The sequence below is a fragment of the uncultured Draconibacterium sp. genome (genome assembly GCF_913063105.1).
GTDB lineage: Bacteria > Bacteroidota > Bacteroidia > Bacteroidales > Prolixibacteraceae > Draconibacterium.
Genome location: NZ_CAJXYQ010000026.1, coordinates 1 through 17,732, shown reverse-complemented (window position 1 = coordinate 17,732; position 17,732 = coordinate 1). Strand labels below are relative to the sequence as shown.

Here is a 17,732-nt window from a genome sequence, read left to right as displayed (position 1 = left end):
AATGCAATTATTTCTGTTGCTCGAGTTGCATTAACGAAAGGCTTTTTCTGAATTTCCGACTGTTTCCAAATCCAATGCGCAAATTGGATGGACGGCCGGTGTCTTGCATTTTCTCGTCGGCACATTCGGGAGTGCAGCAACCGTGATATTTTTCGGCACACTCCGGGCACTGGATAAATAGAATATGGCAGCCGTGATTATCGCAGTTGGTATGCGAATCACAGGGCTTTCCACACTGATGACATTTCGAAATAATTTCGCCGTTTACACTTTCTCCCAAACGTTCGTCAAACACAAAGTTTTTACCTAAGAACTTTGAATCGAGCTTTGCCGCTTTTATCTGACGGGCATATTCCAAAACGCCGCCATGCAACTGGTTTACATCGTTAAAACCCTGGTGTTTCAGGTAGGCACTGGCTTTTTCGCAACGAATTCCTCCGGTGCAGTACAGCAGTATTTTCTGGTCCTTTTTGTTTTCAAGCAGGTCGGTAACCATTTCAAGCTCCTCCCGAAAAGTATCCGCTTCGGGGCAAATGGCTCCTTCAAAATGCCCAATCTCGCTTTCGTAGTAGTTGCGCATATCAACAAGCACAGTGTTTTCTTTGCCAATTTCGTTGTGGAATTCCAGCCCGCTCAGGTGTTTTCCAACGTTGGTAACATCGTAGGCATGGTCATCCAAACCATCGGCAACAAGTTTAGGACGTACTTTAATGGTTAGTTTATAAAACGATTTACCATCATCTTCAATGGCATACTTTATCGGAATTTCGTTCAGAATTTCGTATTTTTTCATTGTTTGAAGAAATGCTTCGAAGTGATGCTCCGGAACACTCATTTGTGCATTAATTCCTTCGCGAGCCACATAAATGCGGCCAAAGCAATCCAAGGGAAACCAGTCACGAAAAAGTTCATCGCGAAATGCCTGTGGATCCTCCAGAATATGATAACGATAAAATGAAATGGTTTTTCGTTGAAAGCGTTCTTCAGCGAGCCTTTTTTTTAGTTCTTCTTTATTTACCCGGTTGTATAAAAACATAACTGCAATGTTTATAAATGCGCGGCAAAAATACACAAATCAACAAAAAGAGCAAAAAAGAGCTTAAAATCTTAAAATGAAGCAAAAGAAAACCCGAATTGTTAAATCCGGGTTTATTAATCAGATTTGTTATTTAATTTATAGGTGTGCAATCGGATCAGGATTTCCATCTGGATCGCCATTTACAGTTCCACTGCTTGAAAGGTTTCCGAGTAATAAAATACCTGCTACGTGTGGAGCAGCCATTGATGTACCGCTAATGGAATTGTACCCTCCGTTTTTCCAGGTAGAATTGATACCTACACCCGGAGCACAATAGTCAACCGGAGGATTGCCATAATTTGAAAAACTTGCCCAGTTATCGCCTTGTCCCATTGCTGAAATGGTGTAAATGTTATTGCCATTGGCACTTGCCGGAGATTTTGAAGCAGCATCTGTACTTTCATTACCAGCTGCCAATACGAAGATTACATTTTTTGATGCTGCAACAACCGCATCATTAACTGCTTGCGAAAAGCCACCTCCCAGACTCATATTTGCGACATCGCCTGCCTTTCCTTCCGTGCCCACATAATCGATTCCGGCTATTACGCCCGAATAACTGCCACTTCCACGTCTGTCGAGCACTCTAACAGAAATTACTTCAGCACCTGCAGCAACACCAACAACGCCAATGTTATTATCAATGGCTGCTACGGTTCCTGCCACATGTGTCCCATGCCCGTTTTGGTCGTCGGGATTATTAGCATCTTTTCCCGACAGGAAACTCTGACTAAGCGAAGTATTTACGTTTAGGTCGGGATGGTCTAGATCGATACCTGAATCAATAATCCAGGCCCTTAAGCCAGTACCATCAGCCGCTCCGCCAACCCGTGTTATTCCCCACGGAACGGTTTGGCTTGAACTTCCACCATCATCACCTCCTCCATTATCTGGTTTTCCTTTGCCCGGAGGTGGGGCTAAAGCTATAACTTTATCTTCCTCAATATAAGCAATTGAAGGGTCTGCCATAAGTTTTTTAAGCTGGCCCGGCGCAATTTTCACCGAAAATCCTTTCAAAGCTGTTCCATAGGTAAAGCCAAGTTCACCATCAGTAATTCCTGCTCGGGTTAAAATCTTTTGTGATTTTGCTTTTACAGCATTCTGTTTTTTCTCGTAGCCTTTTAGTATGGTTAACTCGTTTTCGAGTTCAGCATCGTTGAGTACCACGATATAGCTTTTCTTCGCTGACGAGGCGGCTTTTAACTGAAGCTCATCGTTAGCATCTTCGGTAATCAGTTTGTCATTACACGAGAAAATTAATGCGCCGATACATAGTAAGGCGATTACTTTAAAACCTTTGTTTTTCATAAAATTCATGTTTAGTATTTATTTGTACGATCTATATTGTAAGCAAACTCGTGAAAGCCCTCATTTTTTAGACTTAAAAATAAAACACCAATTTATCTTAAATGTTTAAGTGGAGCTGTAGAGGAGTTTCTGATCCGTTTTTTTGTTGCGACAATAGGCTGATTACGGGAAGTACAGGCATAAGAAAACCCGGATAAAAGTACCCGGGTTTACCAATTATTTTATTAAACTTCTAGAGCAGAAGTGAAACATCGTTTGAGCAGGATGAACCATCGGTTTCGCATACTGTGAACACAAAGGTTCCGCTTGATCTTCCCATATCTAAGGTTTCGCTGCCATCGTTGTTGATGGTGGTAGTTGTTACACCGTTTATTTTAACGTCAATCTGGCTGCCATTTGCACCACTCCAGGTTAAATCTACATAACGAATACCACGAACTTTACGCATAACAGCAGTTAAAGTAATGTCGCCTCCAACTGGTTCTTCGGTTAAGGTAATTACTTCGGTATAAGTGTCGGTATATTCACCATCCGAAACGGTTAAGCTAACCGTTTTGCTGCCATAACCACCGAAGGTGAAACTTGGATTTTGAGCCGTTGAAGAACCTTCTCCGTTAAAATCCCACGACCATGAAGTAATGCCATTGTCATCGGTGCTGGCATCAGCGAATGAAACTGTTAAGTCGCTAACAGAATAGGAGAAATTGGCATTTGGTGCCTGGTTAACCGGAGGAGCAACCTCTCCGATATAAGCAATTGGATCAGCATTTCCATCCGGGTCGCCATCAACGTATCCATCGGTACCGGGATTACCGCCTGTAACCAGCAGAACACCGGCAACATGTGGTGTAGCCATCGAAGTTCCGCTCATTGTTGTATAACCGCCATTTAAATAGCATGAATACACATCAACACCGGGGCCGCAAATATCAACTGTAGGATAACCGTAGTTAGAGAAATAGGCAAAATCGTCGTTAATATCCATTGCCGAAACAGTCCATAAGTTTGTTCCGTTTGCACGTCCCGGACTAACCTGAATAGCATCATAGATGCTCATTCCATCGTTACCGGCAGCTACGGCAAAGAAAATACCTTGGCTAGCAGCATTAACAACGGCCTGATCAAGGGCTGATTCGTTGGGGTAACCAACGCTCATGTTGGCAACATCTCCGGGAGTGCCATTTGCTGCAACGTGATCAACACCAGCAATACAGTCAGAAGATAATCCATAGCCACGATAATCTAAAATCCGAACCGCAATAACAGTTGCACCGGCTGCAACACCAATTACTCCTATCTCATTATCGATAGCTGCAATGGTTCCGGCGCAGTGTGTACCGTGTCCGTGTCCATCGTCAGGTGTTGTTTGTCCGAAAGCAACACTTCTGCCTGCATCAACATTTAGGTCAGGATGGTCCAGGTCAATTCCGGTATCCAATACCCAGGCTACATTGGAGCCGCTGTATGTGGCACCACCACCAACACGCGGAACACCATAAGGCGTTGATTCGCTCGGAGTAGGAGTTGGCCTTTTCAGAATATTAGTTGGTTGTTTCAAAATTACAACCTGGTCTTCTTCAACATATTTAACCGAAGGATCGGCTTCAAGTTTCTTCAATTGACCCGGAGGTAATTTTACAGAGAATCCTTGCAGCGCTGAAGTGTATGCATAGCCGATTTCGCCATCGGTAATACCGGCACGTTTTAAAATTTTAGCAGTAGTGGCTTTTACCTTTTCCTGCTTTTTTTCGTAGCCTTTAAGTTTCGAAAGTTCGGAACTCAGTTCAGCATCATTTAATACTACAATGTAACTTTGTTTTTCGCTGGAAGCCGACTTTAGCTCCATTCCCATTTCATCTGGGGATTCGGTCTCTACCAGTGCTTCATTACACGATTGAATTACTGCCAGCATCAAAAAGAGCGGCACAATTTTCCACAACATTTTTTTCATAGAATAGAAGGGTTTTTAGAATTAAACAACATTTATCGCATCCAAGGTATGGAAAATTGTTTGGTTTACATAATTTATCTAAACAAAAGATTAATAAAATGCATTATAAAAATGCAATTTTCTACTGGGGTTTATGGATTACAGCAACTCTTTAACCTTTGCAATCATTTCTTTAAACTCCTTTTCATTGAAGCCAATTGATGAAACAATTATTTTTCCCTGTTTATCAATTATAAAATTTCGGGGGATATTTTGCTTGGCATATTTTGAAAAAATCTCGCGTTTTGGGTCGGGGTAAAATGGCATTTTGTAGCCTTTTTCTTTTTTGAAATTATTTACCGTCGTCCAATCGTGTTCGCGGCCAATTACCAGTACTTCAAATGCCTGGTCTTTAAATTTTTCGTATACTTCCTTGTCGAGGTGGGGCAGTTCCTTTCGGCAGGGCGGACACCAATCGGCAAAAAAGTTTATCCACACCACTTTGCCTTTTAAATCGGAAAGCTGTTTTTCTGATCCATCTTCGAGCAGGATGGTGAAATCGGGAGCTAATTCCCCTTCTTTAACCAGAGTGAAAGCATCTTGTGCGAAGCTGCTAAACGAAAAAAATGTGATAAAAATGAGTATTGATAATTGTTTCATTATTCCGTTTTATAAATGTAAATAGACTTTTAAAAATATAGCTATTGCGAAGAAAGTAAATTTAGTATTCTATTTCAACTCTTTTTATGAATGAATAATGTCTGGCTGCCTCAATAGACGAAAAGTATAATGCGGTAATTTGTGTGAGGTGGGGCGGAATAAAAATATGCCCCTGAATACCACTTTTCGTTAAAGGTAATCTGCCAAAGTCTGATTCAACAAAGCCATTTCTAAATTTCCCGTTTTTGTATTTTTCTTTAAGAATTATTTCATCGTTTTGCTGGTAGGTCCATACGCCGTTGCGGTTGGTTTTTAAAAACTCGCCTTTTAACACAAAAGAGAGGTCTTTCCATTTTTCGGTAACAATTTCAAAAGATCCGGTGCCGGAAGTTATTTCAGCGTTTGGATTGTTTTTATTGATGATTTTAATTTCAAAGGTCTCATTCTTAAAAATGATTTTCATGTCTAAATCGCCATCTTTTAGGAAGTAATTCCATATTCCAATGGGCTGTGTGTGGTTAAATTGGGCATGAAGTTTAGGGTTTCCGTTTTTATAATATTCTGCGTAATCACCAACAATTTTTGTGCGCTCCAATCTTCCTGTTGCAAAAAGTTCTCCGGTGATATAGTAATCTTTAAATTCTCCTCCAAAATTATTAAGAGCTTTGGTCCAGAAGGCTTCCCGGTAATAGCTGGCCTTCTCGGGTAAACAAATCTGCCAGTTTTCGTTAAAGTATACTTTTACCTTTCGGTTGTTGTCTTTTTCCCAAAAATCATAAGGTCGATTTTTCGGTTGCCGATAGTATATCGTATCCGAAATAATACCAGCTAATCTTGTGTCGAGCGCTCTCGAAAGTGTATCAGTGTGGCCCCGTGCTTCCAGTAAATGGGTGCAGCCATTGCAATAAGCACTTAAAGCAATACAGTTTATATCGCCTCCCAGTACAAATGCTTTTTCCAGATTGGCACAGAATTTATCAAGGCTATCAAGGTAAAAACTGCACACGGCACAATTAATATAAACCGAAGCATTTTCGGGCGTATACTGTTTAACCCGGTTATAAAACACCAGTGCCGAATCGTATTTCTCGTTTAACCGATAATAGTTTCCGGCAAACTGGCTCATGTAAACCAGTTTTGTCTGGCTAAAATCTTCTGCAGCTATTTCAATGGCCGGCACAAAATAGTTGATGGCATTTGCCGAATCTTTCCAGTGTTTATAAATGTTACCCAGGGCATACCGGGTTTCAGCATTATTTGGTTCCAGGTTAATGTTCGTTTTGAAATCAGCAATGGCACCAATGGTATCTTTTAAATGCAGTTTACAAAGTGCCCTGTTTTGATAAATAAAAAAGGCTTCGGAGTCATCGCTAATGGCTTCATCAAAAAGCTGAAGTGCCTCGTGGTATTTCTTTTCAGTCATTAACAGGTAGCCATCATAATTTTTTTGGGCAACTTTTCGGTTAATGTATTTTTTCTGGGCATAAATTGTTTGAAAGCTGAACAGAAGAATGATGCTTATAATAAGAGGTTTTAACATATTGGTTTTGGCTTTTTTGTTTGTGTTAAATGATGGGAAGTTAACAATAAATATTAGAAACAAAAACACCCGCTCATTTTAAGCAGGTGTTTCAGTTTATTGGCAAGTGGTGTTTTTTATGCTTGTTTTTTTAAAAAATCGTTGACGGCATTTTCAATGCGCTCTTCAATTTTTGTAGTATCCGATTTTACAAATTTATCGCCGGTAATACTTTCGTAAAGCTCAATGTAGCGTTCCGATACCTGGTTTACAAATTCTTCCGGAATTTCGGGTAAAACATCGCCTTCGCGCCCCTGGAAATTATTTTCCATTAACCATTCGCGTACAAATTCTTTCGAAAGCTGCTTCTGGTTTTCGCCTTTATCAAATCGTTCCTGGTAACCATCGGCGTAAAAATAACGCGACGAGTCGGGTGTGTGAATCTCATCAATCAGGTAAATCTGGCCATCTTTTTTACCAAACTCGTATTTGGTATCCACCAGTATTAATCCCATTTCTTTGGCAATTTCGCTACCACGTTTAAATAGTTCAAGCGAAATACGCTCCAGTTCCACATAGTCTTCTTCAGAAACCAGGCCTTGTTTTATAATCTCTTCTCTCGAAATATTTTCGTCGTGAGCACCTTGCTCAGCCTTTGTAGTTGGTGTTAACAGCGGCTCCGGAAAGGCCTGGTGTTCTTTTAAACCTTCGGGAAGTGGAACGCCGCAAATATCGCGACCGCCATTTTTGTACAGGCGCCACGAGCTTCCGGTTAAGTATCCGCGCACAATCATTTCAACCGGAAATGTTTCGCAAAAATGACCTACTGTAACGTTCGGGTCAGGTGTTGCAATTTTCCAGTTTGGAACAATGTCGGCAGTGGCATCCAGAAATTTTTCTGCAATTTGGTTAAGTACCTGTCCCTTAAAAGGAATTCCTTTCGGAAGAACCACATCGAATGCTGAAATACGATCGGAAACGACCATTACCAAAAAATCGTCGTTAATGTTGTAAACGTCGCGAACCTTTCCTTTATAATGGCTTTTTTGCCCCGGAAAATTAAAAGCTGTTTTTGTAAGTGCGTTGCCCATTTTTTATTGAATATTTATTTGTTGATGAATTTCGGTATGTATAGTAACAATGATTTAGAACTCAGTTTTAATACAAATTTATACCGTTTTTGTTTAAGTTTTTAACAGGCAAAACCCCAAAAATATATTGTGGTATAAATGTTTGTATTCCTTGCGTTTATGTTGTGAACATTTTATTCCTTCACAGCCGTTTTTGTGTGTGCATGCTCATCAGCATGTTTATCGTAAGCTTCAACAATATCGCGCACCAGTTTGTGCCGCACAATATCTTTTTTATCAAAATATATGGTTGATATACTTTTAATCCCTTTCAAAATTTTTAGTGCCTGAACCAAACCCGAGTTGCTTTTGCGGGGCAGGTCTATTTGGGTGATGTCGCCGGTAATTATAAATTTAGCATTCATTCCCATTCGCGTTAAAAACATTTTTAACTGGTTAACGGTGGTATTCTGGGCTTCGTCTAAAATAACATAGGCATTGCTGAGTGTACGTCCGCGCATAAAGGCGAGCGGGGCAATTTGTATGGTTCCGTCTTTCATAAATTCTTCCAGTTTTTTAGCCGGAATCATATCTTGCAGGGCATCGTAAAGCGGTTGCAGGTAAGGATCAATTTTGTCTTTTAAATCGCCCGGAAGAAATCCGAGGTTCTCACCGGCCTCAACAGCCGGACGGCTTAATATTATTTTGCGTATTTCTTTATTTTTTAGCGCTCTGACAGCCAGGGCAATTGCAGTGTAGGTTTTTCCGGTACCGGCAGGGCCTATGGCAAAAATAAGATCGCTTTTTGCGTTTGCCTCCACCAATCGGCGCTGGTTGGGTGTGCGGGCTCTCACGGGTTTTCCACTATTGCCAAAAACAATAATGTCGGGTTCGTTGCTTCCGTTTTCTTCCAATGTTGATATTCCCGAAGCCATTAATTCGTTAATAATCTCTTCGGTAAGTATATTAAACTGAAAATAATGGTCGAGCAGGAGAGCGAACTTCTTTTCAAAAGCCTTAATTTCTTTTGGTTCTCCCTGAATAAAGAGTGCATGCCCGCGTGCCGTGATATTTATCTTTGGGAAAAGCCGCTTTATAAGTTCTATTTTTGAATTGTTTACTCCAAAAAATTCAAGGAGATCAATTCCTTCAAGTAGTATTTGTTTATCCAATGTTAATACTTAAAAATTGAGCAGTGCAAATTTACGAAAATTAATTGCCACTTTCTAAAGTCGGAATAATCCGTCGCTAAAATTAAATTTGAGGAAAAATAAAGAGGAAATTGTAATTGATTGCGCCAGCGTTATTATTTCGAAAACATTTTCACTATCCATAGAATGAGGTACAGACCTAAGCCAACTCCAAAAATTAGCACGCCTATAACAAAAGCAATTCTAATGGTTGAAACATTCCATCCTAATTTACCGCTAAGCCATTCTGAAACTCCTAAAATCATAAAAACCTGTTTAAAAAATTATGCAAACAAGATAGAATTATTTCTTTAATAACTCTGCAAAAGTTTTGCTAAAGTTATGTCTTGTTAATGCGAGGAATACTTAAATTCGGGTAGAATTTGAAAGTAGATTTATGCAAAGAAAAGTTGAAGAATTTAAGCGCTTACTGGATATAATGGATGAACTGCGCGAGAAATGTCCTTGGGATAAAAAACAAACCCTGGAATCGTTGCGAAAACTTACCATTGAAGAAACCTATGAATTGGGGGATGCCATTTTAAAAAGCGATTTGCAGGAGATAAAAAAAGAGTTGGGCGATTTACTTTTACACATTGTTTTTTATGCCAAAATAGGCGACGAAAAAGGGGCTTTTGATATTGGCGATGTGTTGGAAGGAATAAACGAAAAGCTGATTTATCGGCATCCACATATTTTTGGCGATGTTGACGTTGATGGCTCGGCCGATAAAGTGGCTGAAAACTGGGAGGCGCTAAAATTGAAAGAGAAAGGTGGAAACAAGCGCGTTTTGGAAGGTGTGCCTGCAGCTATGCCTGCTTTGGTAAAAGCTAATCGTATTCAGGAAAAAGCCCGCGGAGTGGGTTTTGATTGGGAATACAAAGAGCAGGTTTGGGACAAGGTGAAAGAGGAAGTTGAAGAGTTAAACCACGAAATTGACAAAGCCGACACCGATAAAATGGAGGCCGAATTTGGCGATTTGCTTTTTGCTGTGGTTAATGCTGCCCGTTTGTATGGAATTGATCCGGAAGCAGCTCTGGAACGTACCAACCTAAAATTTATTAAACGCTTTAATTTTCTTGAAAGTAAAACGCTGCTGCAGGGAAAAAGCCTGCACGATATGAGTCTGGCCGAAATGGATGTGATTTGGGAAGAAGCTAAAAAGCAAGAATAAACCGGCGCTTAAAGCCGCAAATCAAATACTAATCTGTTTTAATCTTTTTCAGCAGCCAGCTCATGTTTTCGGCAAGGATGCGTATGGTCTGAATACCTTCTTCATCCTTTAGCACACCGCCTTTGTTTTTACCAAAAGCAAAATTCCAATAACTCGAGCCCGGAACAATCATTTGGTTAATCAGGAAAAATCGGTTCATGGTATCAAAGGTGGGTAATGCACCACCCCTGCGAACAGAAATAATTCCTGCACCAACTTTTCGTTTTAATAAATGTCCGTTGCCGCGGGTAACATAACCGGCAACGTCCATCAGCGCTTTTATTTCGGTAGTAACATCCGAAAAATACACGGGCGAACCAAGGATAATTCCATCGGCTTCAATCATTTTTTCAATACAAACATTCAGCAGGTTATTTTTAATATGGCATTTACGGTCTTGTATTTCGCGGCATTTACCACAGGCTGTGCAGCCATGAACCGGTTTGTTGCCCAGCTGAACCACCTCGGTTTCAAAACCTTCAGCCTGAAAGATTTTAAACATCTCTTCAATGAGCAAGGATGTATTTCCGTTTTTTCTTGGGCTTCCGTTAATTGCAACTATTTTCATTTAATAAATTGATAGATTTTAAATTTTCTAAATAGTTTATTGTCCGAATACAAAGGCAATAATGTTAGCGCCCATTTGCAAGGCTTTTTGTCGCAGGTCATCCGGGTCGTTGTGTACGTCCGGGTCTTCCCAGCCATCGCCAAGATCGGTTTCGTAGGTGTACAAACACACCATGCGGTTTTCAATAAAAAGGCCAAATGCCTGTGGTGTTTTATTATCGTGTTCGTGAATTTTGGGTATTCCTTCGTTAAACGAATATTTCTGGTGAAATACGGCGTGCGAAGGTGGCAGTTCAATAAACGCTTTGTCGGGAAATACTTTTTTCATTTCGCGCCGAATATATTCATCAAGGCCGTAATTGTCATCGATGTGTAAAAACCCACCACCTTCGAGGTAAACCTTTAGGTTTATGGCATCGTTTTCCGATAAAATTATGTTGCCATGCCCGGTAAGGTGAACGAAAGGGAAATTAAAAATTTCAGGACTGCCAATTTCAATGGTTGATGGCTCGGGGCTGATATTGGTTTGGATGTTATTGTTGCAAAATTCAATTAAATTGGGCAACGCTGTTGGGTCGGAATACCAGTCGCCACCACCGCTATATTTTAACAGCGCAATTTTTACGCTGCTGTTTTGCGCTGCAGATCCAAGCGTTATCAGCAAGACCAGGAACAGAAATGAAATTCGCATGATTAAAATTTTCCGAAAAATACGATTCCTCGCCGAGATGAAAAAATGCTATTGTTAACTAGTTGAGAATTGAGCAGAGGTTTAACTTTCATTTATTCCTTGCATCAGCAAATCAAGTGCTTTGTTAAAAGATCCGGCAGCTGTTATTTCACCCGAGTTTACAAAAAAGATCTCGTCGGCATTTTCAATGGTGTTTAAGCGGTGAGCAATGATAACTTTAGTAGTTGAATTGGGCAGATTGTTAATAATTGCTTCCAGTTGCTTTTCGGTTACCGTATCGATATTTGCTGTTGCTTCGTCTAAAATAAGAAGTTCTGGTTTGCGTAAAATAGCACGCATAAAAGCAATAAGCTGTTTTTGTCCCAGGCTAATTCCTTCACCGGTAATCTGTATTGGCGTTTCCAGTCCGCGGTCGAATCGCTGCAGCAAACTTCCCAGTCCTGCTTCCTGAAGTGAATTTTCCAGCTCCTTGTTGCTCATAGCCTGTAAAGCTTCGTTGCCGTAAAGAATATTTTCTCTTACGTTGCCCGAAAAAAGAATTGGCTCCTGAAGAATAACACCAATTTTTGCTGCCCTTTCCGCTGCTTTGTATGATTTTATATCGCGGCCATTAAGCAGCAATGTGCCTTTTGTGGCATCATACAAACGGGCAATTAACGAGGCCGTAGTTGTTTTTCCACCTCCGGTTGGACCAATAAAAGCATAGGTTTTTCCGCGTTCGAGGTTGAAACTTACTTTGTGCAGCACCTCTTTGCCATTTGGGTAGCTAAACGAAACATTTTTAAAATGTACCAGCGATGTGTTTTTATGTATTTCTGTTTCTTCTGTAACTTCCAGGTTGCTCTCGAGCGAAAGCAAATAAGCGATACGATCCCAGGCGGCCAGTGCCTGTTGAAAATTAGCCCAAAGTATGGCCAGTTGTCGCAAAGGATTGTAAAAGTTCATTACATAAGCGATAAAACTTATGAGTAAGCCAACGGTGAAACTGCCCTGAATGATAAGGTAAATACCCAGTGCCAAAACAATAAGCTGACCAATATTGGCCGCAAAAGTATAAACGGGGTTAAGCACATTATTGGCAATGCCGGCATAAACCGAACGCTTATAATTTTCGTGGTTGACTTTCATAAAACGGTCTCGAAAATAATCGCGGCGGTTAAAAGCCACCACTACCTTAAAGTTGGCCAGGCTTTCCTGTATTTCAGCCGAAAGATTCCCCAGACTTTCAAGACTCGCCTCGTTTTTGCGGCGTATCCAGGGCGAAATAATTTTTGTGAAAACCAGAAGGAAAAGGGCAGGCGAGAGCGCTGCCAAACCCAGCGGCAGGTTAATAGCCAAAAGTAAAATTCCTGCACCGGTCATTGTAATAATTCCGCCAATAAAACGCATTAACGATTGTGAAAAGAACTCGTTTACTTTTTGGGTATCGTTGTTTATTCGCGATATCAGGTCGCCCGATTTATTCTGGTTGAAAAAATCAAGCGGCAGTTCCTGTAGTTTATTAAATACCGAGTTGCGTAGGCTGTACAGCATACGTTGCCCAATGCCCCCCATCATTATCATTTGCGCATAGTTTACAAAAAACGCAATAATGTACATGGCAAGCAAAATTCCTGCAAAGAGCAACACTCCGTGGTAGTCTTTGTTTTGCACATAATTATCGATGGTGTATCCAATTACATAGGCGCCGGCCAAACTAAGTGCGGCATTTACCGTTATGGCAAAAAATGCAATAATAAGGTTGCGCCGTTCATCGCTAATAATAGCCACCAGTTTTTTTAGCGAGGCGAGTAAGGGGCGTTTCTTTTTGCCCTGCGCTGATTTGTTATCCAGACTATAATTCATAATGATTGGTGCTTTTTTGTGAATTGTAAATCTGAATATATTCCGGCGAATTTTCTTTCAGTTCATTGTGTTTGCCACATGCAATTACTTCGCCTTCCATCAGTAATATTATCTGATCAAAATCTTTTACAGGCGCAATTTTTTGTGTTACGGAAACCAGGGTAAGCTTCGGGTAATTTTTATGAATATTGGCCAGTATTTTATCTTCAGTTTTTCGGTCAACGCGCGAGGTAAAATCGTCGAGCAGCAATACTTTGGGATTAAGAGCCAGGGCACGAGCCAGCATAATGCGCTGTTTTTGCCCGCCCGATAAACTGGTTCCCCGCTCAGAAGCAATTGTATCGAGTTTTTTAGGAAGGCTATTTGTGAATTCAAGCAGTTCGGCCGTTGCTATAGCTTTCTGCATATCCTCGTCTGAAACATTATCGTTAAAGGCCACGTTTTCTTTCAGGCTGAGGTTAAAAATTACGTTATCCTGAAAAACAAAGCCAACCTGTCGGTTTAAAACCTCGCTGGCATAATCTTTTGCCTGTATGTTGTCGATGGTAATTTCTCCTGAGTCGGGCGGAATAAGGTTAGTAAGCAAATAAAGCAGTTGACTCTTGCCGGCTGCAGTTGGCCCTATTATCGCCGTTTTGCTTCCGGCTTTTATTTCAAATGAAATGTCTTTCAGTATTGGTTTTTTATCGTAGCTCAGGTTAACATTTTTCAGCCTGATGTTTCCATTAATTGCTGATGTTGTCGTTCCGCGGTCAATCGGTAATGTAGAATTCAAAACCTGTTGAATTCTGTTGTTTGATGCTGTTGCCGAGGCAATAATGTTGCTCATAAAGCCAATCATCATTATTGGGAAAATTAGCATCATTACATAGCTGTTAAAAGCCGCAAAATTACCAAGTGTTAGTGTTCCTAAAACCACATAATGCCCCCCAAGTGCCAAAATAATTACAATAGCAAAGTTGGCTACAAAAGTTACAATTGGCACTAAAATCGAGAAGAGGCGCACAATTGCCAACCCTAAATCCCGCGATTCAACATTTTTTTCTGCAAATTTTAGTATTTCCGGTTGTTGCGAGTTTAAAACCCGAATAAGTGCCGAGCCCAAAATACTTTCATTTATAACCCGGTTGAGGGCATCAATTATTTCGCGACTTTTCTTAAAAAGCACCTTCACCTTTTTAAATACAATATAAAATGCTACCGAAAGTATAGGGACAATGGTTAGTACAGCAAGGGCCAGTTTCCAGTTAATGGAGATAAGTAAAACGGCCACCCCAATAATCACAAACAGAGAAGATGCAATGGATACAAATGCCTGTGAAACAAACATTTTTACCGAATCCATATCGGAGGTCATATTGGTTAACAGTTTTGAAGGATTTGCTTTTATAACGTACGAATAGCTTTGTTGCGAAATTTTGTCGGCCAGCTTGTTCCGTAAATCCCTGGCTACTTTTTCGGAGGTTAAGGTTTGTACTACACCTTGTAAAAATGTAAAAAGAAAAATACCAAAAGCCGCAAGAATAAATTCGGTGGCAATTGCGCTTGCATTAAAATGGTTGGCTGTAAAAGAATCGATGCCTCGGGCAATAATTCCCGGAATAAACAGGTTTATTCCACTTCCGGCCAGAGCCATTACAGTTAATGTGCCCACCAAAAGTTTGTAGGGACCAAGTATCTGAAATAATCCTTCTCCTTGCTTTGCCTTTGTTTTTTTATTTGGCGTTTTTCGCATGCTGAAAAAATGTGGTGCAAATTTACCCAATTATAACCGACCAGCATCGAAAATGATTAAACCGATGATGATTAATTTTACAAACTTTAGCGGTTGGCGGTGTAATGTTTTGATAGTCAGAAACTTTAAAAGAAATTTTCTGAAACAAAAGTAAATTGCACCAGTAAAAAACGCACTCTTTGTTTTTTGTGACCTTGAAAAATTGGAAGAACTTTTATTCTTGAGGAGTTAAAGTAGTTGTGCTATCGGTGCGTTCGGCAAGATTGAAATACTGAAACGCCTGAAAAGTAAACGGAATAACAAGCAAAGTAGTTGTTATTGTTGTTGACAAGGCATTTATTACCCAAAACCAGCTTGGATAGTCAATGGGATTGCTTATTTCTGTTGAAAATATGCTGGATGAAATGCCCATAACCATTGAAGGAGTTGATAGAACGAGACTAACAGTAAAGAGAATAATGACAGCAATTAAGTTTAAAAGTAAGGTGTTCCACCAACTGCTGTTTACCAACTGCCACGAACGACTTAGCGCATTGCTCAAGCCTTTTTTCTCGAAAATGAAAATAAAAACAACAAGCGAGAGGGTGTTGGCAAAATATAACCCGGGAAGCAGGCACAACATTGCCCCGGCAAAAACAATTAAAGCAAAAACAAAATTGGCACCAAGAGCCAGTAAACTGTTTGTGAAAAATTTTTGACTGATATCAGTAAGTTGAAAATTTCCTTTTCCTTGTTTAATGTAAGCTTCAAGGTAGGTGTAGAAAGTGCCAATTAGAAGCGATTGAACAAATAAACCAAAAAACATAAATATAAACAGGTTGAGATAGAATGGCCCGATATTGGCCATTAGTGCTTCCGGATCGTTAAGGTTGAGATTACTTAATACATTGCGTTGAAAATAAACTTGTGCACCTGCATATAAAACAACAAAAGGCAACACATATAAAACAATCATGCGTAGAAGGGGTTTGGCTTCCTGTTTCAAAAAATCAAACGAGTCGGAAATGATATCGCCAAGCTCTCTTTTTTGGCGAAAACGTATCTCTTTTTTTTCCATCAAAAAATAGCGCTTTACTTGAAAGTTTTTATATCGATTTGGTATTTATTGCGTTCACTTGAACTTCTGGAAACCAATTCGCCCAGGAACCCTGCCAGAAAAAATTGCGCCCCGATTATCATCGATGTTAGTGCGATGTAGAAATAAGGACTGTCGGTTATCAGGTGGCCTGTTATTCCCTGGTTGAGCTGAATAATTTTTTGAATGCCGAGATAAGCTGCTGCAGCCAGACCAATAAAAAATATAAGGGCTCCTAAAATGCCAAAAAAGTGCATGGGCCGTTTTACAAAACGCGAAATAAACATTACCGACAACAAATCAAGCGGGCCACGCACAAAACGTTCAAAACCAAATTTGGTGATGCCATATTTTCGTTCGGCATGTACAACTACTTTTTCGCCAATATTTTTATAACCTGCCCATTTGGCCAATACCGGAATATAACGATGCATTTCGCCGTACACTTCAATGCTTTTTACTACATTTTTCCGATAAGCTTTTAATCCGCAGTTCATATCGTGCAGCTTAATGCCCGTCATGCGCCTAACGGTCCAGTTGTACAATTTGCTGGGCAGGTTTTTGGTAAGTACGGGGTCGAAACGTTTTTTCTTCCAGCCCGAAACCAAATCATAACCTTTTTCCTTTATCATGCGATAAAGCTCCGGAATTTCATCCGGACTATCCTGAAGGTCGGCATCCATGGTTATTACCACATCGCCCTGTACAGCTTCGAAGCCACAAAACAAGGCCGCAGACTTTCCGTAGTTACGCCTGAATTTTATTCCTTTTATAAAGGGATTTTCTTGCTGAAGCTGCTCAACTACTTTCCACGAATCGTCGCGGCTTCCATCATCAATCATCATAATTTCATAAGTGAAATTATTTTCCTCCATCACTTTTTTAATCCACGATGCCAGTTCGGGAAGCGATTCTTCTTCATTAAACAGGGGAATAACTACGGAAATGTCCATTAAACCTTTTTGTTTTATTTATTAATATGAATCTTCAACTTTCTTTTTAACAATAGCCGAAACAATTAAACCAACTATCACCCCAAAAATTAATCCGTTAAGGGCGGTTTGGCGCAATGTTTTTAATATGCTTGGACTTTCTTCAAATTTTTCAAGTGCTTTGTCAATCTGAGCCTCAGGCACACCTTTACTTTCCATAAAAGCCATGGTTTTTTGTTGCATTACCGCCATTAAGTTTTCCATATAGTCGGGTGCTATAAACGAATGGAATATATAGTTGTAAACGATAGAAATAACTGTAGAAACTACCACAACCAGCAGCATGAATTTAAATACATCAGCAAAACTTATATAACCTCCAAACTCTTTATTCCGGTAGCTTTTTGCAAAAATCAGCATCAATACAAAATTAATAACCAGCATAAGTATACCAATAATGGCCGAGCCAAACAGCCCCATTGATTCCATTATGCTACCTGCCCAAATTACTACTGAAATAAGAATTGAAATTAGTCCGAGGTACGTACCATAGGTTAACGACGATTTTACTAGTGGAGAAGATTTTTGTTCCATAATGTTAGTTTTTATTAAGGTTCGACAAATATAAATGATTTTTTATTGCAATAATGTAATTCCGAATATACTTACAATTTTCCGGTTTCAAATGGTAAAATCAACTTAGCACATTGCCTTCAGATCTTTCGAATAAAAGAAAACGTTCGCTTTTTTGCTAAAAAAAATTTTTGCTTGTTATTCATTTTCAATCTAATATGTATTTATGCATCGAATAAAATTACGTAGGGCGAAAAATTTGTTTGGCAGAAGAACAAAATTTTCTACTTTTGTCGCCGGGTAAGTCCTGTGCGACCAGCTCCTGCTGAATCCCCCCAGGGTCGGA

The 17,732-nt window shown here is 40.0% G+C and carries 16 protein-coding genes; 1 reads left to right on the top strand and 15 read right to left on the bottom strand.

Annotated elements, in window-relative coordinates:
- Positions 1-7: 7 nt before the first annotated feature.
- The 8 genes from QZ574_RS18140 to QZ574_RS18105 form a co-directional block, all read right to left on the bottom strand.
- Complete coding sequence (locus tag QZ574_RS18140; protein ID WP_297092180.1) at positions 8-1,036, bottom strand: rhodanese-related sulfurtransferase; 1,029 nt, start codon at positions 1,034-1,036, stop codon at positions 8-10.
- 138 nt (positions 1,037-1,174) lie between these two features.
- Complete coding sequence (locus QZ574_RS18135; RefSeq protein ID WP_297092178.1) at positions 1,175-2,386, bottom strand: S8 family serine peptidase; 1,212 nt, start codon at positions 2,384-2,386, stop codon at positions 1,175-1,177.
- Positions 2,387-2,618: 232 nt separating this feature from the next.
- Positions 2,619-4,337 carry a S8 family serine peptidase gene (locus tag QZ574_RS18130; protein WP_297092176.1) on the bottom strand — a complete coding sequence of 573 codons (1,719 nt, stop codon included), beginning with the start codon at positions 4,335-4,337 and terminating at the stop codon, positions 2,619-2,621.
- A gap of 138 nt (positions 4,338-4,475) precedes the next feature.
- Entirely contained in the window at positions 4,476-4,976 is a 501-nt protein-coding gene (locus tag QZ574_RS18125; protein ID WP_297092174.1) for a TlpA disulfide reductase family protein, read from the bottom strand.
- A 61-nt stretch (positions 4,977-5,037) separates the two neighbouring features.
- On the bottom strand, positions 5,038-6,516 hold the full coding sequence (locus tag QZ574_RS18120) for a hypothetical protein (protein WP_297092172.1): 1,479 nt from the start codon (positions 6,514-6,516) through the stop codon (positions 5,038-5,040).
- Positions 6,517-6,632: 116 nt separating this feature from the next.
- Complete coding sequence (locus QZ574_RS18115) at positions 6,633-7,586, bottom strand: phosphoribosylaminoimidazolesuccinocarboxamide synthase (protein ID WP_297092170.1); 954 nt, start codon at positions 7,584-7,586, stop codon at positions 6,633-6,635.
- A gap of 173 nt (positions 7,587-7,759) precedes the next feature.
- A complete protein-coding gene (locus QZ574_RS18110; RefSeq protein WP_297092168.1) occupies positions 7,760-8,737 on the bottom strand; it encodes a PhoH family protein in 978 nt (325 codons plus the stop codon).
- Positions 8,738-8,871: 134 nt separating this feature from the next.
- The gene (locus QZ574_RS18105; protein ID WP_297092166.1) at positions 8,872-9,021 is read right to left on the bottom strand and encodes a PspC domain-containing protein; all 150 of its coding nucleotides are present in this window, start codon (positions 9,019-9,021) and stop codon (positions 8,872-8,874) included.
- A gap of 131 nt (positions 9,022-9,152) precedes the next feature.
- Between QZ574_RS18105 and mazG the strand changes: the two genes are divergently transcribed.
- Positions 9,153-9,929, top strand: coding sequence for a nucleoside triphosphate pyrophosphohydrolase (mazG, locus tag QZ574_RS18100; RefSeq protein ID WP_297092164.1), 777 nt, complete (start codon positions 9,153-9,155; stop codon positions 9,927-9,929).
- A gap of 28 nt (positions 9,930-9,957) precedes the next feature.
- Here the strand turns inward: mazG and QZ574_RS18095 are convergent, their stop codons facing one another.
- From QZ574_RS18095 to QZ574_RS18065, 7 genes are all read right to left on the bottom strand, one after another.
- The gene (locus QZ574_RS18095) at positions 9,958-10,536 is read right to left on the bottom strand and encodes a flavodoxin family protein (protein ID WP_297092162.1); all 579 of its coding nucleotides are present in this window, start codon (positions 10,534-10,536) and stop codon (positions 9,958-9,960) included.
- 36 nt (positions 10,537-10,572) lie between these two features.
- The gene (locus QZ574_RS18090) at positions 10,573-11,226 is read right to left on the bottom strand and encodes a DUF4159 domain-containing protein (RefSeq protein ID WP_297092160.1); all 654 of its coding nucleotides are present in this window, start codon (positions 11,224-11,226) and stop codon (positions 10,573-10,575) included.
- A gap of 81 nt (positions 11,227-11,307) precedes the next feature.
- Positions 11,308-13,071, bottom strand: a complete 1,764-nt coding sequence (locus QZ574_RS18085; RefSeq protein ID WP_297092158.1) for an ABC transporter ATP-binding protein — start codon at positions 13,069-13,071, stop codon at positions 11,308-11,310.
- The gene (locus tag QZ574_RS18080) at positions 13,061-14,806 is read right to left on the bottom strand and encodes an ABC transporter ATP-binding protein (RefSeq protein WP_297092156.1); all 1,746 of its coding nucleotides are present in this window, start codon (positions 14,804-14,806) and stop codon (positions 13,061-13,063) included. The genes QZ574_RS18085 and QZ574_RS18080 overlap by 11 nt, the downstream gene beginning before the upstream one ends.
- 214 nt (positions 14,807-15,020) lie before the next feature.
- Positions 15,021-15,863, bottom strand: coding sequence for a hypothetical protein (locus QZ574_RS18075; protein WP_297092154.1), 843 nt, complete (start codon positions 15,861-15,863; stop codon positions 15,021-15,023).
- A 14-nt stretch (positions 15,864-15,877) separates the two neighbouring features.
- Positions 15,878-16,834: a glycosyltransferase family 2 protein gene (locus QZ574_RS18070; RefSeq protein ID WP_297092152.1), complete on the bottom strand. Its 957-nt coding sequence runs from the start codon at positions 16,832-16,834 to the stop codon at positions 15,878-15,880.
- Positions 16,835-16,855: 21 nt separating this feature from the next.
- Positions 16,856-17,407 carry a DUF4199 domain-containing protein gene (locus tag QZ574_RS18065; protein WP_297092151.1) on the bottom strand — a complete coding sequence of 184 codons (552 nt, stop codon included), beginning with the start codon at positions 17,405-17,407 and terminating at the stop codon, positions 16,856-16,858.
- Between the last annotated feature and the right edge of the window lie 325 nt (positions 17,408-17,732).

What these genes read in the sequence shown, in the direction of transcription:
- QZ574_RS18140 (WP_297092180.1), bottom strand. Translation starts at nt 1,036, where the DNA reads ATGTTTTTATACAACCGGGTAAATAAAGAAGAACTAAAAAAAAGGCTC.
- QZ574_RS18135 (WP_297092178.1), bottom strand. Translation starts at nt 2,386, where the DNA reads ATGAAAAACAAAGGTTTTAAAGTAATCGCCTTACTATGTATCGGCGCA.
- QZ574_RS18130 (WP_297092176.1), bottom strand. Translation starts at nt 4,337, where the DNA reads ATGAAAAAAATGTTGTGGAAAATTGTGCCGCTCTTTTTGATGCTGGCA.
- QZ574_RS18125 (WP_297092174.1), bottom strand. Translation starts at nt 4,976, where the DNA reads ATGAAACAATTATCAATACTCATTTTTATCACATTTTTTTCGTTTAGC.
- QZ574_RS18120 (WP_297092172.1), bottom strand. Translation starts at nt 6,516, where the DNA reads ATGTTAAAACCTCTTATTATAAGCATCATTCTTCTGTTCAGCTTTCAA.
- QZ574_RS18115 (WP_297092170.1), bottom strand. Translation starts at nt 7,586, where the DNA reads ATGGGCAACGCACTTACAAAAACAGCTTTTAATTTTCCGGGGCAAAAA.
- QZ574_RS18105 (WP_297092166.1), bottom strand. Translation starts at nt 9,021, where the DNA reads ATGATTTTAGGAGTTTCAGAATGGCTTAGCGGTAAATTAGGATGGAAT.
- mazG (WP_297092164.1), top strand. Translation starts at nt 9,153, where the DNA reads ATGCAAAGAAAAGTTGAAGAATTTAAGCGCTTACTGGATATAATGGAT.
- QZ574_RS18095 (WP_297092162.1), bottom strand. Translation starts at nt 10,536, where the DNA reads ATGAAAATAGTTGCAATTAACGGAAGCCCAAGAAAAAACGGAAATACA.
- QZ574_RS18090 (WP_297092160.1), bottom strand. Translation starts at nt 11,226, where the DNA reads ATGCGAATTTCATTTCTGTTCCTGGTCTTGCTGATAACGCTTGGATCT.
- QZ574_RS18085 (WP_297092158.1), bottom strand. Translation starts at nt 13,071, where the DNA reads ATGAATTATAGTCTGGATAACAAATCAGCGCAGGGCAAAAAGAAACGC.
- QZ574_RS18080 (WP_297092156.1), bottom strand. Translation starts at nt 14,806, where the DNA reads ATGCGAAAAACGCCAAATAAAAAAACAAAGGCAAAGCAAGGAGAAGGA.
- QZ574_RS18075 (WP_297092154.1), bottom strand. Translation starts at nt 15,863, where the DNA reads ATGGAAAAAAAAGAGATACGTTTTCGCCAAAAAAGAGAGCTTGGCGAT.
- QZ574_RS18070 (WP_297092152.1), bottom strand. Translation starts at nt 16,834, where the DNA reads ATGGACATTTCCGTAGTTATTCCCCTGTTTAATGAAGAAGAATCGCTT.
- QZ574_RS18065 (WP_297092151.1), bottom strand. Translation starts at nt 17,407, where the DNA reads ATGGAACAAAAATCTTCTCCACTAGTAAAATCGTCGTTAACCTATGGT.